The organism is Marinobacter nauticus ATCC 49840, assembly GCF_000284615.1.
GTDB classification, from domain to species: Bacteria; Pseudomonadota; Gammaproteobacteria; order Pseudomonadales; family Oleiphilaceae; genus Marinobacter; species Marinobacter nauticus.
Map to the genome: position 1 here is coordinate 1,387,982 of NC_017067.1, position 19,466 is coordinate 1,407,447.

General features: G+C 60.0%; 20 protein-coding genes. 13 read left to right on the forward strand and 7 right to left on the reverse strand.

All coding sequences use genetic code 11. The annotated features are described in order from the left end of the window. Positions 1 to 31 precede the first annotated feature (31 nt). The 4 genes from MARHY_RS06390 (at position 32) to MARHY_RS06405 (ending at position 4,381) form a co-directional block, all read left to right on the forward strand. On the forward strand, positions 32 to 520 hold the full coding sequence (locus MARHY_RS06390; protein ID WP_011785440.1) for a chemotaxis protein CheW: 489 nt from the start codon (positions 32 to 34) through the stop codon (positions 518 to 520). A 62-nt stretch (positions 521 to 582) separates the two neighbouring features. Continuing rightward, the gene (locus MARHY_RS06395) at positions 583 to 975 is read left to right on the forward strand and encodes a DUF2802 domain-containing protein (RefSeq protein ID WP_011785439.1); all 393 of its coding nucleotides are present in this window, start codon (positions 583 to 585) and stop codon (positions 973 to 975) included. Between the two features lie 26 nt (positions 976 to 1,001). Then, positions 1,002 to 3,281: an ATPase, T2SS/T4P/T4SS family gene (locus MARHY_RS06400; protein ID WP_014421052.1), complete on the forward strand. Its 2,280-nt coding sequence runs from the start codon at positions 1,002 to 1,004 to the stop codon at positions 3,279 to 3,281. Continuing rightward, positions 3,278 to 4,381, forward strand: coding sequence for an ATP-binding protein (locus MARHY_RS06405; RefSeq protein WP_014421053.1), 1,104 nt, complete (start codon positions 3,278 to 3,280; stop codon positions 4,379 to 4,381). Before MARHY_RS06400 ends, MARHY_RS06405 begins: the two co-directional genes overlap by 4 nt. On the opposite strand, the gene MARHY_RS06410 is transcribed toward MARHY_RS06405, so the two are convergent. Both MARHY_RS06410 and fliK read right to left on the reverse strand, forming a co-directional pair. After that, entirely contained in the window at positions 4,361 to 4,681 is a 321-nt protein-coding gene (locus tag MARHY_RS06410; RefSeq protein WP_011785436.1) for an EscU/YscU/HrcU family type III secretion system export apparatus switch protein, read from the reverse strand. The genes MARHY_RS06405 and MARHY_RS06410 overlap by 21 nt on opposite strands. Continuing rightward, positions 4,678 to 6,042, reverse strand: coding sequence for a flagellar hook-length control protein FliK (gene fliK, locus MARHY_RS06415; protein ID WP_014421055.1), 1,365 nt, complete (start codon positions 6,040 to 6,042; stop codon positions 4,678 to 4,680). Before fliK ends, MARHY_RS06410 begins: the two co-directional genes overlap by 4 nt. A gap of 160 nt (positions 6,043 to 6,202) precedes the next feature. On the opposite strand from fliK, the gene ccmA reads away from it, so the two are divergent. The 9 genes from ccmA to ccmI are packed head-to-tail and all read left to right on the forward strand — an operon-like array spanning position 6,203 to position 13,444. Then, positions 6,203 to 6,841, forward strand: a complete 639-nt coding sequence (gene ccmA, locus MARHY_RS06420) for a cytochrome c biogenesis heme-transporting ATPase CcmA (protein ID WP_014421057.1) — start codon at positions 6,203 to 6,205, stop codon at positions 6,839 to 6,841. Then, positions 6,831 to 7,556 carry a heme exporter protein CcmB gene (ccmB, locus tag MARHY_RS06425; protein WP_011785433.1) on the forward strand — a complete coding sequence of 242 codons (726 nt, stop codon included), beginning with the start codon at positions 6,831 to 6,833 and terminating at the stop codon, positions 7,554 to 7,556. Before ccmA ends, ccmB begins: the two co-directional genes overlap by 11 nt. A gap of 58 nt (positions 7,557 to 7,614) precedes the next feature. Next, the gene (locus MARHY_RS06430) at positions 7,615 to 8,358 is read left to right on the forward strand and encodes a heme ABC transporter permease (RefSeq protein ID WP_014421058.1); all 744 of its coding nucleotides are present in this window, start codon (positions 7,615 to 7,617) and stop codon (positions 8,356 to 8,358) included. Between the two features lie 3 nt (positions 8,359 to 8,361). Next, positions 8,362 to 8,595, forward strand: coding sequence for a heme exporter protein CcmD (gene ccmD, locus MARHY_RS06435; protein WP_011785431.1), 234 nt, complete (start codon positions 8,362 to 8,364; stop codon positions 8,593 to 8,595). A 14-nt stretch (positions 8,596 to 8,609) separates the two neighbouring features. Next, a complete protein-coding gene (ccmE, locus tag MARHY_RS06440; protein ID WP_014421059.1) occupies positions 8,610 to 9,089 on the forward strand; it encodes a cytochrome c maturation protein CcmE in 480 nt (159 codons plus the stop codon). Positions 9,090 to 9,123: 34 nt separating this feature from the next. Beyond that, on the forward strand, positions 9,124 to 11,121 hold the full coding sequence (locus MARHY_RS06445; protein WP_014421060.1) for a heme lyase CcmF/NrfE family subunit: 1,998 nt from the start codon (positions 9,124 to 9,126) through the stop codon (positions 11,119 to 11,121). Further along, positions 11,118 to 11,654, forward strand: a complete 537-nt coding sequence (locus MARHY_RS06450) for a DsbE family thiol:disulfide interchange protein (protein WP_014421061.1) — start codon at positions 11,118 to 11,120, stop codon at positions 11,652 to 11,654. Before MARHY_RS06445 ends, MARHY_RS06450 begins: the two co-directional genes overlap by 4 nt. Further along, positions 11,654 to 12,136, forward strand: a complete 483-nt coding sequence (locus MARHY_RS06455; RefSeq protein ID WP_014421062.1) for a cytochrome c-type biogenesis protein — start codon at positions 11,654 to 11,656, stop codon at positions 12,134 to 12,136. The genes MARHY_RS06450 and MARHY_RS06455 overlap by 1 nt, the downstream gene beginning before the upstream one ends. A 33-nt stretch (positions 12,137 to 12,169) precedes the next feature. After that, positions 12,170 to 13,444 carry a c-type cytochrome biogenesis protein CcmI gene (gene ccmI / locus MARHY_RS06460; protein ID WP_014421063.1) on the forward strand — a complete coding sequence of 425 codons (1,275 nt, stop codon included), beginning with the start codon at positions 12,170 to 12,172 and terminating at the stop codon, positions 13,442 to 13,444. Positions 13,445 to 13,489: 45 nt separating this feature from the next. On the opposite strand, the gene MARHY_RS06465 is transcribed toward ccmI, so the two are convergent. Genes MARHY_RS06465 through MARHY_RS06485 form a run of 5 tightly spaced genes read right to left on the reverse strand, consistent with a single transcriptional unit; the run spans position 13,490 to position 19,466 of the window. Further along, positions 13,490 to 15,232, reverse strand: a complete 1,743-nt coding sequence (locus MARHY_RS06465) for a BatD family protein (protein ID WP_014421064.1) — start codon at positions 15,230 to 15,232, stop codon at positions 13,490 to 13,492. Further along, entirely contained in the window at positions 15,226 to 17,055 is a 1,830-nt protein-coding gene (locus tag MARHY_RS06470; protein WP_014421065.1) for a VWA domain-containing protein, read from the reverse strand. Before MARHY_RS06470 ends, MARHY_RS06465 begins: the two co-directional genes overlap by 7 nt. Further along, entirely contained in the window at positions 17,048 to 18,067 is a 1,020-nt protein-coding gene (locus tag MARHY_RS06475) for a vWA domain-containing protein (protein WP_014421066.1), read from the reverse strand. Before MARHY_RS06475 ends, MARHY_RS06470 begins: the two co-directional genes overlap by 8 nt. Then, positions 18,064 to 18,531 (reverse strand): DUF4381 domain-containing protein, encoded by a 468-nt coding sequence (locus MARHY_RS06480; protein WP_014421067.1) that lies wholly within the window; start codon positions 18,529 to 18,531, stop codon positions 18,064 to 18,066. The genes MARHY_RS06475 and MARHY_RS06480 overlap by 4 nt, the downstream gene beginning before the upstream one ends. Beyond that, positions 18,528 to 19,466: a DUF58 domain-containing protein gene (locus tag MARHY_RS06485; protein ID WP_014421068.1), complete on the reverse strand. Its 939-nt coding sequence runs from the start codon at positions 19,464 to 19,466 to the stop codon at positions 18,528 to 18,530. Before MARHY_RS06485 ends, MARHY_RS06480 begins: the two co-directional genes overlap by 4 nt.

Below are 19,466 nucleotides of genomic sequence, written 5' to 3' on the forward strand. Positions count from 1 at the left end.
CCCGCCGGGCAGCCGAGAAGGAGAGAGTGCTATGGCATCCCCGAGCGGACAGCAAAATCAGGCCCAGGACGATCAGGTACTGCAGTACGTGACTTTCCGCCTGGATGACGAAACCTATGGCATCAACGTGATGCAGATCCAGGAAGTGCTGCGTTACACGGAAATCGCGCCGGTTCCCGGAGCCCCGGATTATGTGCTGGGGATCATCAACCTGCGGGGTAACGTGGTTACGGTCATCGATACCCGTCGCCGGTTCGGGTTGGCGGACGCGGAAGTGACCGATGCCACCCGGATTGTGGTCATGGAGTCGTCCAGCCAGGTGATGGGCATTCTGGTGGATTCTGTGGCAGAAGTGGTCTATCTCAAGGCCAGTGAAATTGAAACTGCACCGAACGTGGGGAACGAGGAAAGTGCCAAGTTCATCCAGGGCGTGTGCAACAAGAACGGCGAGCTGATCATTCTCGTCGAATTCGACAAGATGCTGTCAGACCACGAGTGGGCTGAAATCGCGTCGCTGTAACCGGCTTTTCACAGCGCAGTGATGGACGTCTCCCGGGGTCACCAACAACGGAGACGTCCATTATGAGTTTCACCATTCCCTCCTGGCTCCCCTGGGGCCTGACCGCTGCAGCCATCACTCTGGTTCTGGTTCAGGGTGTTATCCATGGCCGGCGTATCCGGGCCTTACAGGCTTCTGTCAAGCAGCGTTGCGATACCCTTGGCCGTGAACTGCATGCCACTACCAGTGGCAGCCTCGGCGTGGGGCAGCGCCTGGTAGCCTGTGAGCGGCAGATTCATGAGCTCAAGAACACTCTGGAAGAAATGCGGCAGAATGATCCGTTGCGAATTTCCTACGACGAAGCCGCGCGACTGGTTGATCTTGGCGCGGATATCGACGATCTTATGAATACTTGCGGAATTTCCCGTCCGGAGGCCGAACTGGTATCTGCCCTGAAGCGGCGACAGGCGGCCTGATCCGGCGTTTTATCGGATGCTGCTGAATGAAGAAGCTCTATCAGAGGGCCGTTGAGGCCCTCGCTGTTGTTTCCCGCCCTGATTTTGTTTCTGGTGCCGATCTCGTCCCCTCCATCACCGGCCACTCAATACCCAGAGAAGAAACGGTTCGCCACCTGCTGAGCCTGATGCCAGAGATCGAGCCTGACCAGGTCGTCATGCACGTTGGGGGCGGCTCAGGTTATGTGACCGCCGTGCTGGCGGATCTGGCTCACCGGGTGGTTTATGTTGACCGCAACCCGGCACTGGTGGAAAAAGCCCGCGAGCGCTTTTTCAAGCACGGCGTCCATAATGTGGATGTTGTTCAGGCCTCGGCAGATACCGGGCTGGAACTGGACGCGCCCTGTGACCTGATTCTGTGTACGACCTTCATCCAGGATCCCAAGGCGCTTCTGCCGAACCTGCGCGAGGGCGGGAACCTGGTGTGCCTGGAGGGTCGGGCGGGGCCGGTGCCCAGTGTCGCCATGTTCCAGCGCAGGGGCGACAAGCTGGAGCGGGTCAGAACCCTGGGCTGGGTGGATTTCAACCGTAACTCTGAACAGATTCTGATTGATCTTGGCGTGGTCTCCGAAGCGGCACTGGCGGATGCCCGCACCGAGGCGGCGACCAAAAACGAACGGGTACTGGATGTCCTGCGTCGCCGGTTGAATCTGGAAGAGATTGATCTCTACCGGTCTCTTGCCCAGCAGCGGGGCATGACGTTTACCGATGGTGATGACGTACTCAGTCATCTGAATACGGACCTGTTCCGGCGTTTTTCCCGAACCTTTCTGGATCTCTCCCGCGTGATCCCGGTGTCGGAAGAGGACAGCACGTTGACCGTGGTCACCGACGACCCGGATGCACGTACCGATCAGATGGAACGGCTGACACCCAAGCATCGAATTGTCTGTCTGCTGGTGACACCGACGGACTTCCGGCGGATCTGGTCGGCGCTGGATCTGACTGTCAAAGGCAGCCGCTTTGTGGCGGAGCATGGCGTGTCGGTGGGCAGCACCGAAAAACCGGATACATCGGGCAAGGATCTGCTCGGCAAGGACAGCAACAAACACATCAGCCCGTATCTGGTGTCTGTGTATGAGGCTATTCTGCTGGATGCCGTCAGCGAGAAGGCCAGCGATATTCATATCGAACAGTATGAGAACCGGGTGCGTATTCGCTTGCGGGTGGATGGCGATCTGCACGATTTACCGCAATACCAGTTGTCTGCCCGGGAAATTCGTGGCGTTATCAACGTCATCAAGCTCCGGGCGGAGTTGAATATCGCTGAGCACCGGTTGCCTCAGGGTGGGCGTTCCAGGCTGCAGCTCGGAGACACCTCCTACGATTTGCGGATCCAGACCCAGCCCTCACTGCACGGTGAGAATGCGATTATCCGCCTGTTGCCGCAAACCGGTCGGGCAATGACCATCGCTGAGTTGGGGATGTCATCGGCCATTGGTTCCCGTTATCAGCGCCTGCTGGATAACCCGGCTGGACTGGTGCTGGTGGTCGGGCCGACCGGATCTGGTAAATCCACCACACTCTACGCGGGCCTGCAGACCCTGGCTGATGATGGCCGCCGTAAGGTGATTACCGTGGAGGATCCCATTGAGTACTCCATTGACAACATCCAGCAAACCCGCGTACGTTCTGAAATCGGATTCAGTTTTGCCGATGCCATGCGGGCGTTTGTTCGGGAAGACCCGGATGTCATCCTTGTCGGTGAAATCCGGGATCAGGAGACCGCACTGGAAGCCATTCGCGCCTCTCAGACCGGTCACGTGGTGCTCTCCACGCTGCACTGTAATGACGCCGTGGATTCCCTGCAGAGACTTTACGACCTGGGCGTTCATCCCAACTCCATCGCCGGCGAATTGCTGGCAGTGATTGCGCAACGGTTGGCGAAGCGAATCTGCAAGCATTGCCGCAAGCCGGCCAGGCCCGATCCTGCCATTATGGCGGAGGTTTTCCCGGACGGTGCGCCAGCGGATTTCCGGTGTTTTGAAGGAGAGGGTTGCGACAAGTGTAACGGCCGGGGTACCCAGGGCCGGGTTGCGATTGTGGAGTACATGGAGGTGGACTCGGATATCCGTAATGCCATCTCCAGTCAGCCTCCCATTGGTGAGCTGCGTTGGCGAGCGCTGGATGCCGGCCTCGTGACCATGCGGGATAGTGCCCTGGATCATGTCATCGAGGGCATCATTCCGCTGTCTGAGTTGCCCCGCATTCTGCCCAGGGAGCGCATGGCTCCGGAAGTTCGTGGTGGCCGCAGGAGTATCGGATGAAAAATACCAGATCCAAGAACAAGGCAGCCCAGCGCGAGCCGGCAGAAGTAACCTATCGCGAGGAACTGGACAAACTGATGTCCATGGATCCGGGCCCGATGCCTCCTGGCTGGCTGATGTCGCCCCGGGGCGTCGAGAAGTTTCTGTTGGGCGATGAAAAACTGGGTATAGAGCGTAAGTTTGTCGCCGACCGGGCTATGGTGGTCCGGATCATCATTTCCCTGTGTACGTCCCGGGGATGCTTGCTGGTGGGGGAGCCGGGTACGGCCAAATCCTGGCTGTCGGAGCTGCTCGCTGCGGCCATATCGGGTAATTCCACGCTGACCTTGCAGGGCGGCGCCATCAGCCAGGTCAGCCAGTTGCTCTACAGCTGGAACGAAGCTCTGCTTCGCACCGAGGGCCCCAGCCGAAAGGCGCTGGTGCCAACCCCGCTGTTGCGGGGCATGATGGAGGGGCAGCTGGTCCGGTTTGAAGAAATCGCCCGCTGCCCGCAGGCGCTGCAGGATGCCATGCTGTCTGTGCTGTCCGACAGGGTCGTGGTGATCCCGGAATTGCCGGGGAAAGATGGCGTTATTCTGGCGCGGGAAGGCTTTAACCTGGTGGCCACCTCAAACAGTGTTGATGAGGGCGTACACAGCATGAGTGCGGCCCTGAAACGACGGATGGACTTTGAGGAAATCCGGCCGATACGGCACCTGAACGATGAGATCGATGTGGTTCTGCGGGAAGTGGCCAGAGCCAACCGGCGTGCCGGAATCGATGTGGCGCTGGAGCAGTCGGTGGTGGAAGTGCTGGTGACCATCTTCCACGAATTGCGTAACGGGCAGACTCTGGACGGGCGAAGCACCGACCGGCTGGCAGGGGCGGCCCTGTCCACCGCCGAGGCCGTATCCGTGGCCCACGCCGCCAGCCTGAATGCGTGGTATTACGGTGGCGGCGCCATGACCGTTGAACACATGATGCACCACGTTATAGGCTCGGCCCTGAAGGATCAGCCGGAGGACCGCCGACGCCTGAAGCATTACTTCGATACCACTGTGGCGCCACGCAAAGGGGAGCATTGGCAACAGGCCTGGGCGTTACGTTCCCTGATCCACTGACGGGTTATCTTCTTCTGGCCGGGCATCTCCGGGTGTCCGGCCCCGGATGTGGAAAGCAAACGCCAGAATCTCCGCGATCACCCGGTACAACTCTTCCGGAATCTCTTCATTCAGCGACAGACGCGCCAGAATGCCGGCAAGCTCGGCATTCTCGTACAGCGGAACATTGTTGTCGCGGGCAATCCGGATGATTTCCTCGGCCAGTTCCCACGTGCCGGTTGCCGAGATAACCGGTGCCCGTTCACCGTCGTACTTGAGGGCGACAGCGGCCGGGATATTGTTCTGTGCGTTTTCGGTCATGCCTTGGTATCCACCAATCGGTGCTCCAGCCGGGTTTGCATCTGCTGAGGGCTGCCCCTGCGACAATCGAGGTCAGCAACTTCCAGCCCGAGGTCGTTCAGGCTCTGGCGCAGCAGCGGCAGCTCGCGATGCACGGTTCTCAGCGTGGCCTGATTTTCAGCCCAGACCATAGCGCTCACGGACGGCGGCCGGAAGGTGACATCGAAATGCAGCGGGCCCGCATCGTCCAGATCCATAGACAGAGACAGTCGCCACTCACTGGCACTGGTCCGTTCCGGTCGTTTGTTGCCGTCTTTCTCCTGTGAGTACTGTTCCAGTCGCAATTGTGCCGTTCGGGGTTCCTGTTGCGGCGTTAACCATGGCAGTTCAATCAGCAGAGTGTTCACGGGCACGCCAGGTTCGCCGCCGGCCCTGGCATTCAAGGTCTGGCTGTGCAACTGGTTTACCGTAATCCGGTTCAACATGCCTGCAAGCAGTCGCAGGGTCTGCCCGACCGTGGCAGGTTCCCCGGTGTTCTGAGAGGCCGCGGGCGTTGGTGCCCTGGGAAACTGTAATGGGGCCTGTAGCAAATCCTGGCTGGCCAGGGGGGTCAGCCGGTTGAATTGCTCCGGCCCCTGGTTCTGGCTGGTGAGCAAAGCCGACACCACCTTTGCGAGTACCAGTTTAAGATCCGGTTGGCTGGCGGCGGAAGGGCCGGCCTGTAGCAATCGAGCCTCGGAAAACAGGCCGCTTTCAGACAACCACTGCCGTACCTGAGTGGCCATGGATTCGGTCTTGCCGGCGCCAGGCGCCAGGGCGTCAGCCTTGGGTAACTGGTTGATCAGCTGTTGCAGGGCCTGCTGTGCGGGCGCTGGCAGAGGCTGTGCGCTGGTAGTAGATGGCAACTGCCCGGTTGGGGGCGGCAGTTTCAGGCCCTGGCTCAGGGCACTGAACAGTTGTGGCAGGCCAGCCTGCAGGCTCTGTTGCCAGGGCAGTCGCTGGGCCAGGGCCCGGGCAACAGCACTGTCCTGGCCCGGCGCCAGCTTGCCTATCAGCTGCAATTCGTTACCGGCCCGCATGACCTTGATCAGATCGCCCACGGACAGATCCGGTGGCTGGTTGCCGGCAGCGACTTTCAGGGATTGTCCGCGCAGTTCCAGCAACAGCTCATGGCCGCCGCCTTTCTGCCTCAGGATCTCGGCCACTTTGGCCAACGCTGTTTCCCGATCAGCCAGCTGTAACTGGGCCAGTTGTTGTCTGGCCGAAAGCGCAGCCCCGGGCGCCGTGCTGTTGCCGGGAGTAACCGTGGCCGGACTCCGGGTGGTCTGGTCCGGCGCGGGCTGTTTCGGGGGTAAGGGTGGTGGTCCGCCGTTCAGTTTCATTGGTGTCGATTTGATGTCGGGCAAGAGTAATATGCTGGCGCTTTCGTTATAATACGCCGCGCTGGCAGTGAATGCCCTGATTTCATGTTGGCACCTGTGTGTCCTTCATTACATGCACCTGATGCCTGCTGCGCATCCATCGCTCTGAAACGGAGCCCTGATGTCCGAGCCGTTACTACAGGCGATAGATCTTGAGTGTGAACGGGACGAGCGCCTGTTGTTCCAGAATCTGTCCTTTTCCATACTGCCCGGTACGGTTACCCGTGTCGAGGGCCCCAACGGAACCGGTAAGACAACATTGTTGCGAATCCTTGCTGGCCTGAACGACGCCTGGTCGGGTCAATTGCTGTGGTGCGGCGAGCCCAGGGCCCGGCAACGTGAGTCTTTTCTTCGTAACACCCTTTACATTGGCCATCGGCCCGGCATCAAACCATTGCTTACACCGGTCGAGAACCTGAAAGCGCTGATGGCCGGTCGTCGGGAGGTGAGCGAAGAGGTGCTGGTTCAGGCACTGGCAGGTACCGGGCTGGCAGGATTTGAAAACGTACCATGCCGGAACCTGTCTGCCGGGCAGCAACGCCGTGTGGCATTGGCCAGGTTACTCATTGCCGATGAGCCACTCTGGCTGCTGGACGAAGTCTTTACCGCGATTGATGCAGACGGTGTCCGAGCGATTGAGTCGCTGCTACAGCAACGTGCCGCGGAAGGGGGGGCGGTGCTGGTGACGACCCACCATGAACTCCAGTTGCCAGGTATGAACCGCATCACCCTGGGTGCCGGAGGTGTGCATGAATGCTGATCGGCGGCCGGCACTGAAGCCGGTGTCTGAATCGGTTGGCCCGATAGCCGCCATGGCGGCAGTTTTTGCCCGGGATGTCCGGGTGGCTTTCCGGCAGCGGCAGGATCTGCTGAACCCGTTACTGTTTTTCATCATGGTAGTAACCCTTTTTCCCCTGGGAGTCAGCCCGGAAGTGGCATTTCTGAAACAGTCCGGAGCCGGTATCCTTTGGGTAGCGGCTTTGCTGTCGGTGTTGCTGTCGCTGGACCATCTGTTTCGTCACGATTTTGACGATGGGACCCTGGAGCAGCTGGTACTGCAGCCTCAGCCTCTGTTCCTGCTGGTGCTGGCCAAAACAGCCGCACACTGGGTGTTGACAGGTCTGCCACTGGTGCTGTTAGCGCCGGTTTTAGGCGTTATGGTGCACCTGGACGGGAACTCTATTGCAATTCTGTGTCTAACGCTCCTGATTGGCACCCCGGTACTGAGCATGATCGGAGCTATTGGCGCCGCTTTGACCCTGGGATTGCGCTCGGCAGGCGTGCTCTTGTCACTGCTGATCATTCCGCTGTACATTCCCGTGCTGATTTTTGGTACTGGCACGGTAGCGGCGGCAGCTGAAGGCGCGCCGGTTGGCGGATACCTGGCTCTGATGGGCGCGTTTCTGGTTCTGGCGGTAACACTGTCGCCTTTCGCCTCGGCAGCGGCCCTGAGAATCAGTCTTTCGAACAGCTGATCGGTTCTTTGGGGCCGGCAACCAACCAAACGATAACAGTGAAGATGGTGACCAACTGATGTGGCAATTCTTTCACAAACTGGGTTCTCCCAAATGGTTCTTCGGGATTGCAACCCGGTTTATGCCGTGGTTGCTGGCGATCGGTATCATTCTGCTCCTTGCCGGCCTGGTCTGGGGCCTGGCGTTTGCTCCCAAGGACTATCTGCAGGGCAACAGCTATCGCATCATTTTTATCCACGTTCCCACTGCCTTTCTCGCCCAATCCATTTACATCATGATGGCGTCCGCCGCCGTCGTTACGTTGGTCTGGCGCATGAAACTGGCGGATGTCTTCGTGAAAGCCGTGGCGCCGGTTGGCCTGGTGTTTACCTTCCTATCGTTATTCACCGGCGCTGTCTGGGGTAAGCCTACCTGGGGGACTTGGTGGGTGTGGGATGCCCGGCTGACTTCCATGCTTATTCTGCTGTTCCTCTATGGCGGTGCTATCGCCCTCGATCGGGCCATCAATGATGAAAAATCTGCTGCCAGGGCGGTAGCGGTGCTGGTGCTGGTGGGGGTGGTAAATATCCCGATTATCAAATACTCCGTGGAGTGGTGGAATACACTGCACCAGCCGGCCACGTTCAAACTCACCGAAAAGCCCTCTATGCCCGTTGAGATGTGGGTTCCGCTGCTGCTTTCGGTGCTCGGGTTATACCTGTTGTTTGGCTGGCTGGCGTGTCTGCGCATGAAAACCGAAATTGTCGTGCGGGAGCAAAAAACCCGCTGGGTGAGAGAGCTGGTGATGGCGGGGAGAGGCTGACCGATGGCGTTTGATTCTTTTTCAGCATTTATCGCAATGGAAGGCCATGGTCCCTATGTCTGGGCCTGTTATGCCGTTTTCGCCGTTCTTCTGGTGGGCCTGATGATCTGGTCGTCCCGGCATCATCAGGCGGTTATGGCCAGCTGCAAACGCCGATACCAGCAGCAGGAAAGCAGCACCAGTGCCCGGCCCAAACAGGCCGCTACGTTCGCCCGTGTCGAAGTTTCCCAGGAATAAACAGCAGGTAATCCATGCATCCGATCCGAAAAAAACGACTGACCATTGTGCTCTTTCTGGTGGCCGGTATTGCCATTGCGGTAGGCCTGACCACCTATGCACTCCGACAGAATATCAACCTGTTTTACGATCCTACGGAAATTGCAGCGGGTAACGCGCCGGTTGATGTCCGGATCCGGGCCGGTGGCATGGTTGAAGAGGGCAGTGTGGCAAGGGATACCGACAGCCTGAAGGTGAACTTCCGGGTGACCGACTATGCCGCGTCGGTGCCGGTACAGTACGAGGGCATACTGCCTGATCTGTTCGCCGAAGGGCAGGGCGTGGTCGCCATGGGGCGGCTGAATGAACAGGGCGTGTTCGTGGCCGATCAGGTTCTGGCCAAGCACGATGAGAACTATATGCCACCGGAAGTGGCCGAGGCGCTGGAGCGCTCTTCCAAGGGGCAGCACAAGTCTGCTGATGTGGAAAAAGCCGCGGAAACCACGGCGTACTGAGCGCTCAATTCATTTCTGACGTTGGAGAAACCCGATGTATCCGGAACTCGGACAGCTTGCACTGATTCTCTCGTTGCTGCTGGCAGTACTTCTCTCCGTGGTGCCGCTTGCGGGCGCTCTGACCGGGCGTGACAGCCTGCAGGCATTTGCCCGGCCACTGGCGTCCGGCATGTTTGTGTTCACCGCCCTGGCGTTTGCGATCCTGACCCACGCCTTTCTGGTGGATGACTTCTCGGTGGCCTATGTGGCCAATAACAGCAACAGCATGTTGCCCTGGTACTACAAGTTCAGCGCGGTCTGGGGCGGCCATGAGGGCTCTTTGCTCTTGTGGATACTGATGCTCATAGGCTGGACGCTGGCCGTTGCCATCTTCAGCCGTAAACTGCCTTCGGTGATGGTCTCACAGGTGTTGTCGGTTCTGGGCATGGTCTCCGTTGGCTTCCTTCTGTTTATCATTCTGACCTCCAACCCGTTTGACCGTCTGCTGCCGAACGTACCGGCAGATGGGCAGGATCTGAATCCGCTGTTGCAGGACATCGGCCTGATCATGCACCCGCCCATGCTCTATATGGGTTATGTTGGTTTTTCGGTGGCCTTTGCGTTTGCCATTGCGGCATTGATCAACGGCCGACTGGATGCGGCCTGGGCTCGCTGGTCGCGCCCCTGGACCACGGTTGCCTGGTCCTTCCTGACGGTGGGCATCGCCCTGGGCAGCTGGTGGGCCTATTACGAGCTTGGCTGGGGCGGCTGGTGGTTCTGGGACCCGGTTGAAAATGCCTCCCTATTGCCCTGGCTCTCGGGTACCGCCTTGATGCACTCGCTGGCAGTCACGGAAAAGCGCGGGGTCTTCAAAAGCTGGACCGTGTTGCTGGCTATTGTCACTTTCGCACTGAGCCTGCTGGGTACCTTCCTGGTTCGTTCCGGTGTGCTCACCTCCGTTCACGCCTTCGCGTCGGATCCGGAGCGAGGCAGTTTCCTGCTGGCGCTGCTGGGCATTACCATTCTGGCCAGCCTGACACTCTATGCCTTCCGGGCGCCGGTAGTGCATGTCCGCTCCCGTTATGGCTCTCTGTCCCGGGAAATCTTCCTGCTCCTGAACAATGTCTTGCTGGTATCTGCCACGATGCTTGTGGCCATCGGCACACTTTACCCGCTGGTGCTGGATTATCTGGACCTTGGCAAGCTGTCTATTGGTGAGCCGTTCTTCAATACCACCTTCAGTCCCCTGGCGGTGGCAACCGGCCTGCTGCTGGGCGCGGGGATTTTCTCGCGCTGGAAGAAGACGGACGGCGGCTGGCTGGCCCGCAAGCTGCTGTGGCCGCTGGCCGTCAGTCTGATTGGCAGCGCGGGGGTGATGATCGGCTACGGAGGGTTTGCACCCTGGGCCTTCCTGGGTGTGTTTGCGGCCATGTGGGTAGCGGTGGCCACCGCCTGGGACCTTTGGGATAAATCCGCCTCCCGCAAAGGGCGCTGGCATGGCCTGAAGCGCCAGTCCCGCAGTTACTGGGGCATGGTTCTCGGGCATTTGGGGCTTGCCATGGTGATGGCCGGTGCGACGGTGGTTTCCAACTACGGGATTGAGCGTGATGTGCGCATGCAGCCGGGTGACCGCGCTTTGGTGGGGGATTATGAGATTGTATTCACCGACATTGGTGAGCGTCGTGGCCCCAACTTTACCGCCCAGTACGGCAGCTTCAATGTTTACCTGGATGGGGAGCTCGTGACTGACCTGCATCCGGAAAAGCGGCAGTATCCGGTTGGCATGAGTGTGATGACCGAAGCGGACATTGATGCCGGCCTGTTCCGGGATGTATTTGTAGCCATTGGTGAGCGTATCAGTGACGACGCCTGGGCTATCCGGCTGCAGTACAAACCGTTAGTGAGATGGCTGTGGCTTGGATCCCTGGTGATGGCCATTGGCGGATTCCTGGCGATTGCCGACAAGCGTTACCGTATTCGTGTGCGCGATGAGGAAGCCGTGAAAAGCGGCGAGCCGGCAGCGCCAGGTAAAGTGGCGGAGGCGTCCTCATGAAGCGGGTATTGCTGTTCCTGCCGCTGGTGATTGCCGTCGGCGTGGGGATATTCCTGTTTGCCGGCCTGGGCAAGGACCCCACCAAACTGGAATCCGTGCTGATCGGCAAGCCCGTTCCCGAATTCAGCCTGGAGTCTCTGGACAATCCGGAGGTTCAGTTGGATCCCTCAGTTTTTCAGGGCGAAGTATCCTTGTTGAATGTATGGGCCGAGTGGTGCCCCTCATGCTGGGATGAGCATGAATACCTGATGTATCTGGCCCGGGAACAGGGAGTTCGAATTGTGGGCTTGAACTACAAGGATCAGCGGGAAAGTGCCTTCCGGTTCCTGAACCGGCTGGGCAATCCCTACGAGACCATTATCTTCGATCCGAAGGGAACGCTGGGTTTTGACCTGGGCGTGTATGGCGCGCCGGAAACCTTTGTTATCGACGCTGAGGGAGTGGTGCGCTATCGCCACGTAGGTGTTGTGAACCAGAAAGTCTGGGATGAAGTGCTCTTGCCGGTTATCGCTCAGGCTCGGGGGAACAGCTGATGCGTTTGTTGCCTGCTTTCTTTGCCGTATTGATGATGCTCTCGGGGCCGGCAATTGCCGAGGTGTCTGAAGTCTATGACTTCGATACCCGGGCTGAAGAACAGCGTTATCAGCAATTGATCTCAGAATTGCGCTGTCCCAAGTGTCAGAACCAGAACATCGCCGATTCCAATGCGCCGATCTCCAAGGATATGCGAGACGAGGTCTACCGCATGATGCAGGATGGGGCCTCCAATGAACAGATCGTGGGTGCTCTGGTCGACCGTTTCGGCGAGTTCGTTCAGTACAAACCGCCGGTGGATAACCGCACCATTCTACTCTGGGCCTTTCCGGCGATTGCCACCATTGGCGGTTTTCTGATTGTGGCCGGTGTGGTGTGGCGTGCCCGCAGGCGTGAAGACGAACCGCCCCTGAGTGCGGAAGACCGGGCCCGGGCAGAGCAGATTCTGGCCAGTCAAAGTGACAAGGCTGACCGCCGATAACTCCCATTCATTTCGAGACGTGACGATATTTCCATGACCGATACCTTCTGGATTGCCGGGACCGTACTCATTCTGGTGGCCCTGGCCTTTGTGCTTTATCCAGTCTTTTTTCATAAACCCCGGGCCCGCCTTGAGGCGGATCTGCGAAATCAGAACCTGCTGGCCTATCGCACCCGGCTCAAAGAGCTGGAGGACGAGCACGAGGCCGGCATACTGGATGACGAGAGCTACAAGCAGCTAAAGGAAGAGCTGGCGGGCGCCATGCTCGATGATGTACCGGAAGAACCCGTTACCCAGCGGCGTGTGCCCGGGCGGCGTAGCGCCATGGTTGTCGCCTTGCTGGCGATCCTGGTGTTACCGGTGGGCACCTATTTCGGGTATCAGGAATGGGGTTCCATGGATCAGGTGGAGCAGTTCCTTGCGATGCAGGAAATGAATGCCACGCAAGGCGACCAGACGGCCCGCATGGCGGCATTGGCCGACCAACTGCGCAAGCGACTTGAAGAAAGCCCGGACAATGCCGATGGGTGGGCGATGTTGGGGCAGACCTACATGCGTCTTGAGCGCTATGAGCAAGCGGCCGAGGCCTATCGCCGTCTTGCCGATGTGGTATCCGAGGACCGAAACGCCAGCGCGGTGGCCTTGGGGCTGGCTGCACAGGCTAACTATTTTGCCAGCGAAGGCGAGATGACCCCGGCGGTTACCGATGCTATTGCGGCTGCCCGGGCCCTGAACCCGGATGAGGTCAATGCACTTGGGCTTATGGGCATCAATGCCTTCGGTCAGCAAAACTACCGGGAAGCCATTGAATACTGGCAGCGTATTACCGAGGTAGCGCCGGACCATCCACAGCTCGGGGCCATCCGTGGCGGTATCGAGGAGGCCTACCGACGCCTGGGCGAGACCCCGCCTGAGGGAGTTGCCTCCGAGCCTCAGCAGGCTGCTGGACCGGGCGTGTCCTTACGGGTATCGCTGGACGAAGGTTTGCGCCAGCAAGTGGCTGACAATACCGTGCTGTTCATCTTTGCGCGGCCAGCGGCTGCGGCGGGCGGTGCGCCGGTTGCTGTTGCCAGGATGACAGCCGGCGATTTGCCCGCCGAGATCCGGCTGGATGATCGTTATGCCATGTCCCCTGAATCTGCGATTTCTGCACAGCAAGATGTGGTGGTGGTCGCCCGTTTGAGCCGCTCAGGCAGTGTTAATCCGCAGCCGGGAGACTGGGAAGGCCGGGTTGAGGCAGAGGTGCTGCCCCCGGCGGAAGCGGAACCACCTGTCGAGTTGGTGATTAACCAGGAACTGACCAACTGAAATTGAAAAGCCCGTCACTTCGACGGGCTTTTTTCTGGGCCGGAATCAGCGCGAGAGAGACGCGGGATACAGCGGCGGTAGGTCTGGCGATGACGCTTCGTTGTCCCGGGCGGTGTTCCGGCGCAGGCTATCCAGTGCCTGTTGCAGTTGTTGCCTCGCATTCTCTTCGTGGGTATGGTGCTGGCCCGAATACAGTCCGGCCTGAAAGCGGTCAAAGGCGGTTTTCAGTGCGCGGTCTTCTGTCAGTTTGAACAGATCCGAAACGGAATCAAATGAGAGCCTTGGGAAGCGCAGTCGGGCCCAGCGCAGCAGCAGCGTAGACGTTTCCCCGGAGCCTCGTTTGACCGCAGCCTGAAGTGCTTCAAACGCTTCACGTTCGTTGTCGATGCCGCCATCGACGGGTTCTTTGGAGCCCGGTGCTGAGGTTTGACGAGCCCGCCACCAGAGCGCCAGGGTCAGCAACCAAAGGGCCGCAAACACAACCGTAGCCCAAAGCCAGAGGCGGTATCCGTATGGTTCTGAGCCCTCGGTTGTCTCCGGGGTTACCGGTGAACCTGTGGGCCCCGCTGAATCGTCCGTTATCTGTGCGGGCGGCGCGGAGGTGGCGTTATCGCCGGTAATCCGGAAACGGCGCTCCGGCAACACGGCGTGCTCCAACTGGTCGGTGTCGGTGTTCCACCAGGGTACACGAAGCGCGGGCAGGGTGGTTTCGCCCGCCTGGACGGGCACCAGGGCGGTCACCTGCTGCAGTGTGGCGCGAAGCCCCTCCGGAGTGGTTTCGGTATTGCGCAGGGGCTGTTCCGGGTAGCTGCGGATGGCGTCCGGTAGCTCCCGGGATATAGGCGGCAGGGCTTCTGCGGGCAATCCTAGCGCCTGCAGAGTTACTTTCCGGCTGAGATTGCTGCCGATGGCGAGTTCCTGGGTAGAGGGCAGGCCTTCGTCGCTCAGGGTCAGACTTCGTGCTGGTAACCAGGGCTGATTGTCCGGATACCCGGCAGGTACGGGTTTGACCGGAACGTCATAGAGTTGCTGCCGGTCACGCAGGAAGCGCAGCTGGCCAGAGGCATCCCTGGCCTGGCCCTCGAACCGGATGGGCTCCAGGCTGAGAGTGCCGGGTGTTTGGGGAAAGATCGCGTAACGCCGCTCAACCACCCGATACCGGATTCCGTCGCGATAGCGGGTAAACTCACGCTGTTTGCCCAGTGACTCGATGATAGCGTCCGGGTGCTCAGGCTCCGACAGCTCTCCCCGGATCAGGTTGCCGGAGAAGAACAACTGTATGGTCAGTACCAGCTGTTCCTGAACGTACACTTCCGCCTTGTCTGCGGACAGCTCGATAAAGCTGTCACGGGTGGCCGCCGGTTGATCCGGCGGGGTGCCGGAAATAACCTCGATGTCGACCGGGTCGGAAACGGAATCTTTGAACGTCAGTTCGGGAATTGTCAGTGTGCCGGTGCTGGTCGGGGCGAGCTGATAGGTCCAGGTTATTTCGCCCACCATTTCGTTGTTGACGGTTTGCACGCTGTAGCGCTGGTTGCGGGCCAGAATTTCGAAATCCGGCTCCACCTTTTCGATATCTGGCGAAGGCAACTGTGACAGATCGAAGCTGAACAGATTGCTCAGATTAATGTCGATTTTCATGGAGCCCTTGACGGTCAGGGTCAGTACCTCACCTTCGTAGAGCTGGGTTCGATCCGGTTCCACCACCAGTCTGTCGGCAGCCTGACTGGCGGCTGACAGGAACAAAAAAAGAAGTGTCGCGGCAAGGGAGATAACGCGCGTTACCATGGTGTGTCGCCCTCATCGGGTGTTGTCTGTCGTTGTTGGTACTGTTGCAGGAACTTGCGTTGCAGTAACCCGCCGGGGTTATCCGGTATGCGCCGCAGCCACTGCTCCTGGCCCTGGCTCAGGGGTTGTTCTGATATTTCGGCGGGCGCACTGGCACCACTCTGCCCCTCTCCGGAAGGCCCGTCCGGGCCTGCCTGGGCATTCCGCTGCTCCTGTGTGCCATCTTCCGGTTGTGGCTCTCCGGCGGCATCCTGTGAATTCTCGCCGTTTTCGGAGGGCTGCAGTTGCTCGCCAGGCCGGGGATCCTGATTTTCGCCATTGTTGTTTGCAGAATCCTGCCCGGCGCTGTCCTGGCTGTCATTTTCCTGGCCTCCGGAGCCATTCTGCTGTCCGGAATTCTGATCGTTGCTTTCCTGGTTGTTGTCACTTTCTCCCTCGCCCTGAGACTTCTGTTTCTGGTTCAGGAGTTGCTCAACCAGTTGCTGGTTAAAGCGCGCATCTTCGAAATCCGGCTGCTGCTTCAGTGCCTGTTGATAGGCGTCAATGGCCTCTTTCAGTTGGCCGGCCCGGGCCAGGGCGTTGCCCCGGTTGTAGTCGCCGGCGGCCCCCGGTTGATTGGCAAAGGCTTCCGCGGCGGCACTGTACTGGCCATCGCGATAGAGCGCTGAACCGCGCCAGCCCGGCTGTTCCAGAACGGTGGCGGCCCTGGCCGGATCCTGCTGGATAAGATCTGGCCCACGCTGGTCTTCTCGCAGCCACAGGCTGCCCCAGTCCAGAGCCTGAACCGGGCGCGGAGCGCCTGCCAGCGGAATCAGCGCGAAAGCCAGAATGGCAAAGGCTCCCCGACGCCAGCCCAGAATGAGTAACGGCAGCACCAGCCACAGCAGCCAGTAGCCGTCGTCCTGCCAGCGATTAACGGTCATGCCGTCCTGTTCGTTCTGCCATTCGTCGGTCTGTGATGGCTCCAGGGCCAGGGCGCGAATATCCTGGTCATCCAGGGTCAGTTCGTGGCTGGTTCCGCCGTTGATGCTCGCCAGTTGGGCCAGGGAGTCTGGTTCGGCCTGGCTGATGACAATCCTGCCGTTGTCCCGAATGAATCCGCGCTTTGCCAGGGGGATGGGGCCGCCTTCGCGGGTGCCCACCACCAAAGTATTCAGGGGATAGGGAGTCTCTGCCAGTTGCTGACGGATTGCACTGTATTGCTGTTCCGGTACCGCCTCGGAGATCAGCAGTATGCGACCCTGGCCCGGTGCGCCCTGGTCCAGCAGGTCGACCGCCTGCCGCACGGCCAGATCGGCGCGGTTGCCCTGGGCAGGCATGATGGTGGGGTCCAGCACGCTAAGCATGGCCTCAATGGTGCGGGTGTCGCCGGTAAGTGGCGTTACCGTGTGGGCGTCGCCGGAGTAGACCACCAGCGCCGTCAAACCGCCTTTTCGCTGCTCGAGAATGTCGCGGACCTTGCGTTTGGCCAAGGTCAGCCTGTCCGGTTCTACGTCGGTGGCCAGCATCGAAAGTGACAGATCCAGAAGAATGACCAGGCTGTCGTGGGTTTGTTTCAGGGGAGTCGGTGCCTGTCGCCAGCTTGGCCCGGCGAGGGCAATTGCGAGCAGAACCAGAGCTAGACTCAGGGGCAACAGGGGCGATCGGGTGGTGCCAGTAGTTTCGTTGGCCCGGGAACGAATCAGGGGCTGTAACAGGTGAGCGGGGATGTATCGGGCCCATCCGGTCTCACCCTGACGAAGTTGATGTCGGGCCAGAAACAGGGCTGGAACCGCCAGTAACAGAATTAACCACAAGGGGCGCAGAAAATGGAAGTCAGCCATGGCCAGCCTCCGTAGCGGTGTTTTGCTGATAACGGTTGGATGCCAGTCGCAGGGCAATTAACAGAAGCCAAAGCCCGGCGGCCATGCCGGCGGGCCAGGCGTAGAGTTCTGTCACCGGCCGGTAGAACTGGCCATCCTGTTCTATCGGTTCGAGCTGATTGATGCTGTCGTAGATCATTTCCAGCTCTGGCAGGCTTCGGGCCCGGAAATACCGGCCACCGGTCTGTTCTGCCATGCGCGTGAGCAGTTCCTCATCAAGGTCCCTTGAGGGATTGACCCGCCTTGAACCCAGCAGCCCGCGCTGGATCATGGTATCGGCGCCGATGCCGATGGTGTAAAGCCGCACACCGGCAGCCTGGGCAATTTCCGTGGCCTTGTCCGGGCTGACCTGGCCGGCGGTATTTGCCCCGTCTGTCAGCAGGATCACCACTCGCTGTTCCTGGGGGCGTTCGCGCAGACGTTTCACCGATAACCCGATGGCATCCCCGATGGCGGTAGCCCGGCCCGCCATGCCCAGGCCTGCCTCGAACAGCAGGGTCCGTACCGTTTCCCGGTCGAAGGTCAGTGGCGCCTGAACGTAAGGTTCGGTGCCGAACAGAATGAGCCCCAGCCGATCGCCCTCACGCTGGTCTATGAAATCATCCAGCACCCGTTTCACCGCCTGCAAGCGGTTGATGCTGCGGCCCTGAAGCACCATGTCCTGTTCGTCCATGCTGGGAGAAATGTCGACCACTAACATCAGATCGCGGCCGGTTACGGGCATCTGGATTTCTTCGCCAACATGCTGAGGGCGGGCCAGGGCGACCACCAGGCATAGCCAGGCCAGCAATAGCAGAAGCTGGCGCCAGAGCGGCGTTGATCTTCCCCGGGAGCTCACGCCCGGCATTCCGGACAACCAGTGCCCGACGGGAATGACCGGAGCATCCACCGGTTCGCTCTGGCGCTTGCGGTAACCAAACAGCAGCGGAAGCAATGCCAGTAACAGCACCCACGGGTAAGCCAGACTGATCATGACTGGGCCTCCAGCCAGGTTCTGGCGAACGCCAGCGCCTGTTCAGTCTGTGCGCCGGGACGTGGTTGCCAGGTGCTTGTGACCATGGCCTCAACGACGGGGCGGGAGGCGATGCGGTCTTTCGGCGCGGTTGCCAGGAGGAAGTCGATCCACTGCTGCCCGGTCATGGCCTCTGGATGCTTTTCCGGATGGCTCTGCCGTGCCGCTCGTTTGAGAAGGGCATTGAGCGCCGCGAACCATTCCGGCGCAGGCCGGGCCTTGCTTTCAAGCTGTTGCAGTTCGGACCAGGCCCTGCGTTTCCAGCGAAGCTTTCGGCGCTGACGGCGCCACAGCCACGCAAATGCCAACACAGCGGCAATCGTCAATATTGCCAGCAGCCACCAGCCAGGGGCCGGGGGCCACCAACCACCGGTAGCTGGTAACTGGATATCACGAAGCTGTGCCAGGGGATCCTGAGGGTTCATCCGATGCGACCTCCCGGGCCCAGCATCAGGCGCAGGGCCGTAGCCGGATCCTCTCCGGTCGACAGCGTTGCAGAAGCCACGCCGGATGCCCGAAAACAGTCGGCCAGACGTTGCTCATGGGCGTCGATTTTGCCTTGCCAGGCCTGCTGGAAGCGAGGATTCGAGGCATCGAACCAGATCGGGCCGTCCGGGCCAGCAACGGCAAACCGGCCGGATGAAGGCAGAGCCTTTTCCAGCGGGTCCTGAATGCGGATGGCGCTGACCGAGTTGTGCCGGCTCATGGCCCCCAGAAGGGTGGTGGTCTGCTCGGTGATGTTCATGAAGTCACTGATGATAAAAACGCGGGAACCGGTGTGTGTGACCCGGCGAGCTTCTGCCAGCGCTGTGTCCAGCCCATGGCTGGAGTCCGTTGCGGGGGCTGGTGGTGTTTTGCCCTGGTGCTGGTGATTGGCCAGGTGATCCAGTAGGCGCAAGACGGACTTACGGCGCCGGGCGGGCCGGAGTACGGCCAGGTCCCGGTCATTGAACACCAGGCCCCCCACCTGGTCACCCGCCCAGAGTGCCAGCCAGGCCAGCAGAGCCGCAACCTGAGCACCTCGGACCTGTTTGTAGGCGCCGGCACTGGCAAAGAACAGCGTCGGCCCGAGATCGACAATCAACAGTACAGGTCGTTCCCGCTCTTCCTCGTACAGCTTGGTGTGTGGTGCCTGGCGCCGGGCCGTTACCCGCCAGTCTATGCTGCGAATGTCATCACCGGGTTGGTACTGGCGCACTTCGGAAAACGTCATTCCGCGCCCTTTCTGCCGTGATTGGCGTAGCCCGGCCTGGCGTGACCGGACCGGTTTTACCGATGGCAGCTTCAGAGCTCGTGCATCTGCCTGCAGGCGCACCAGCTCCGGCAGAGTAATGAGAGTGGCTGGGCTGAAATCTGCCAT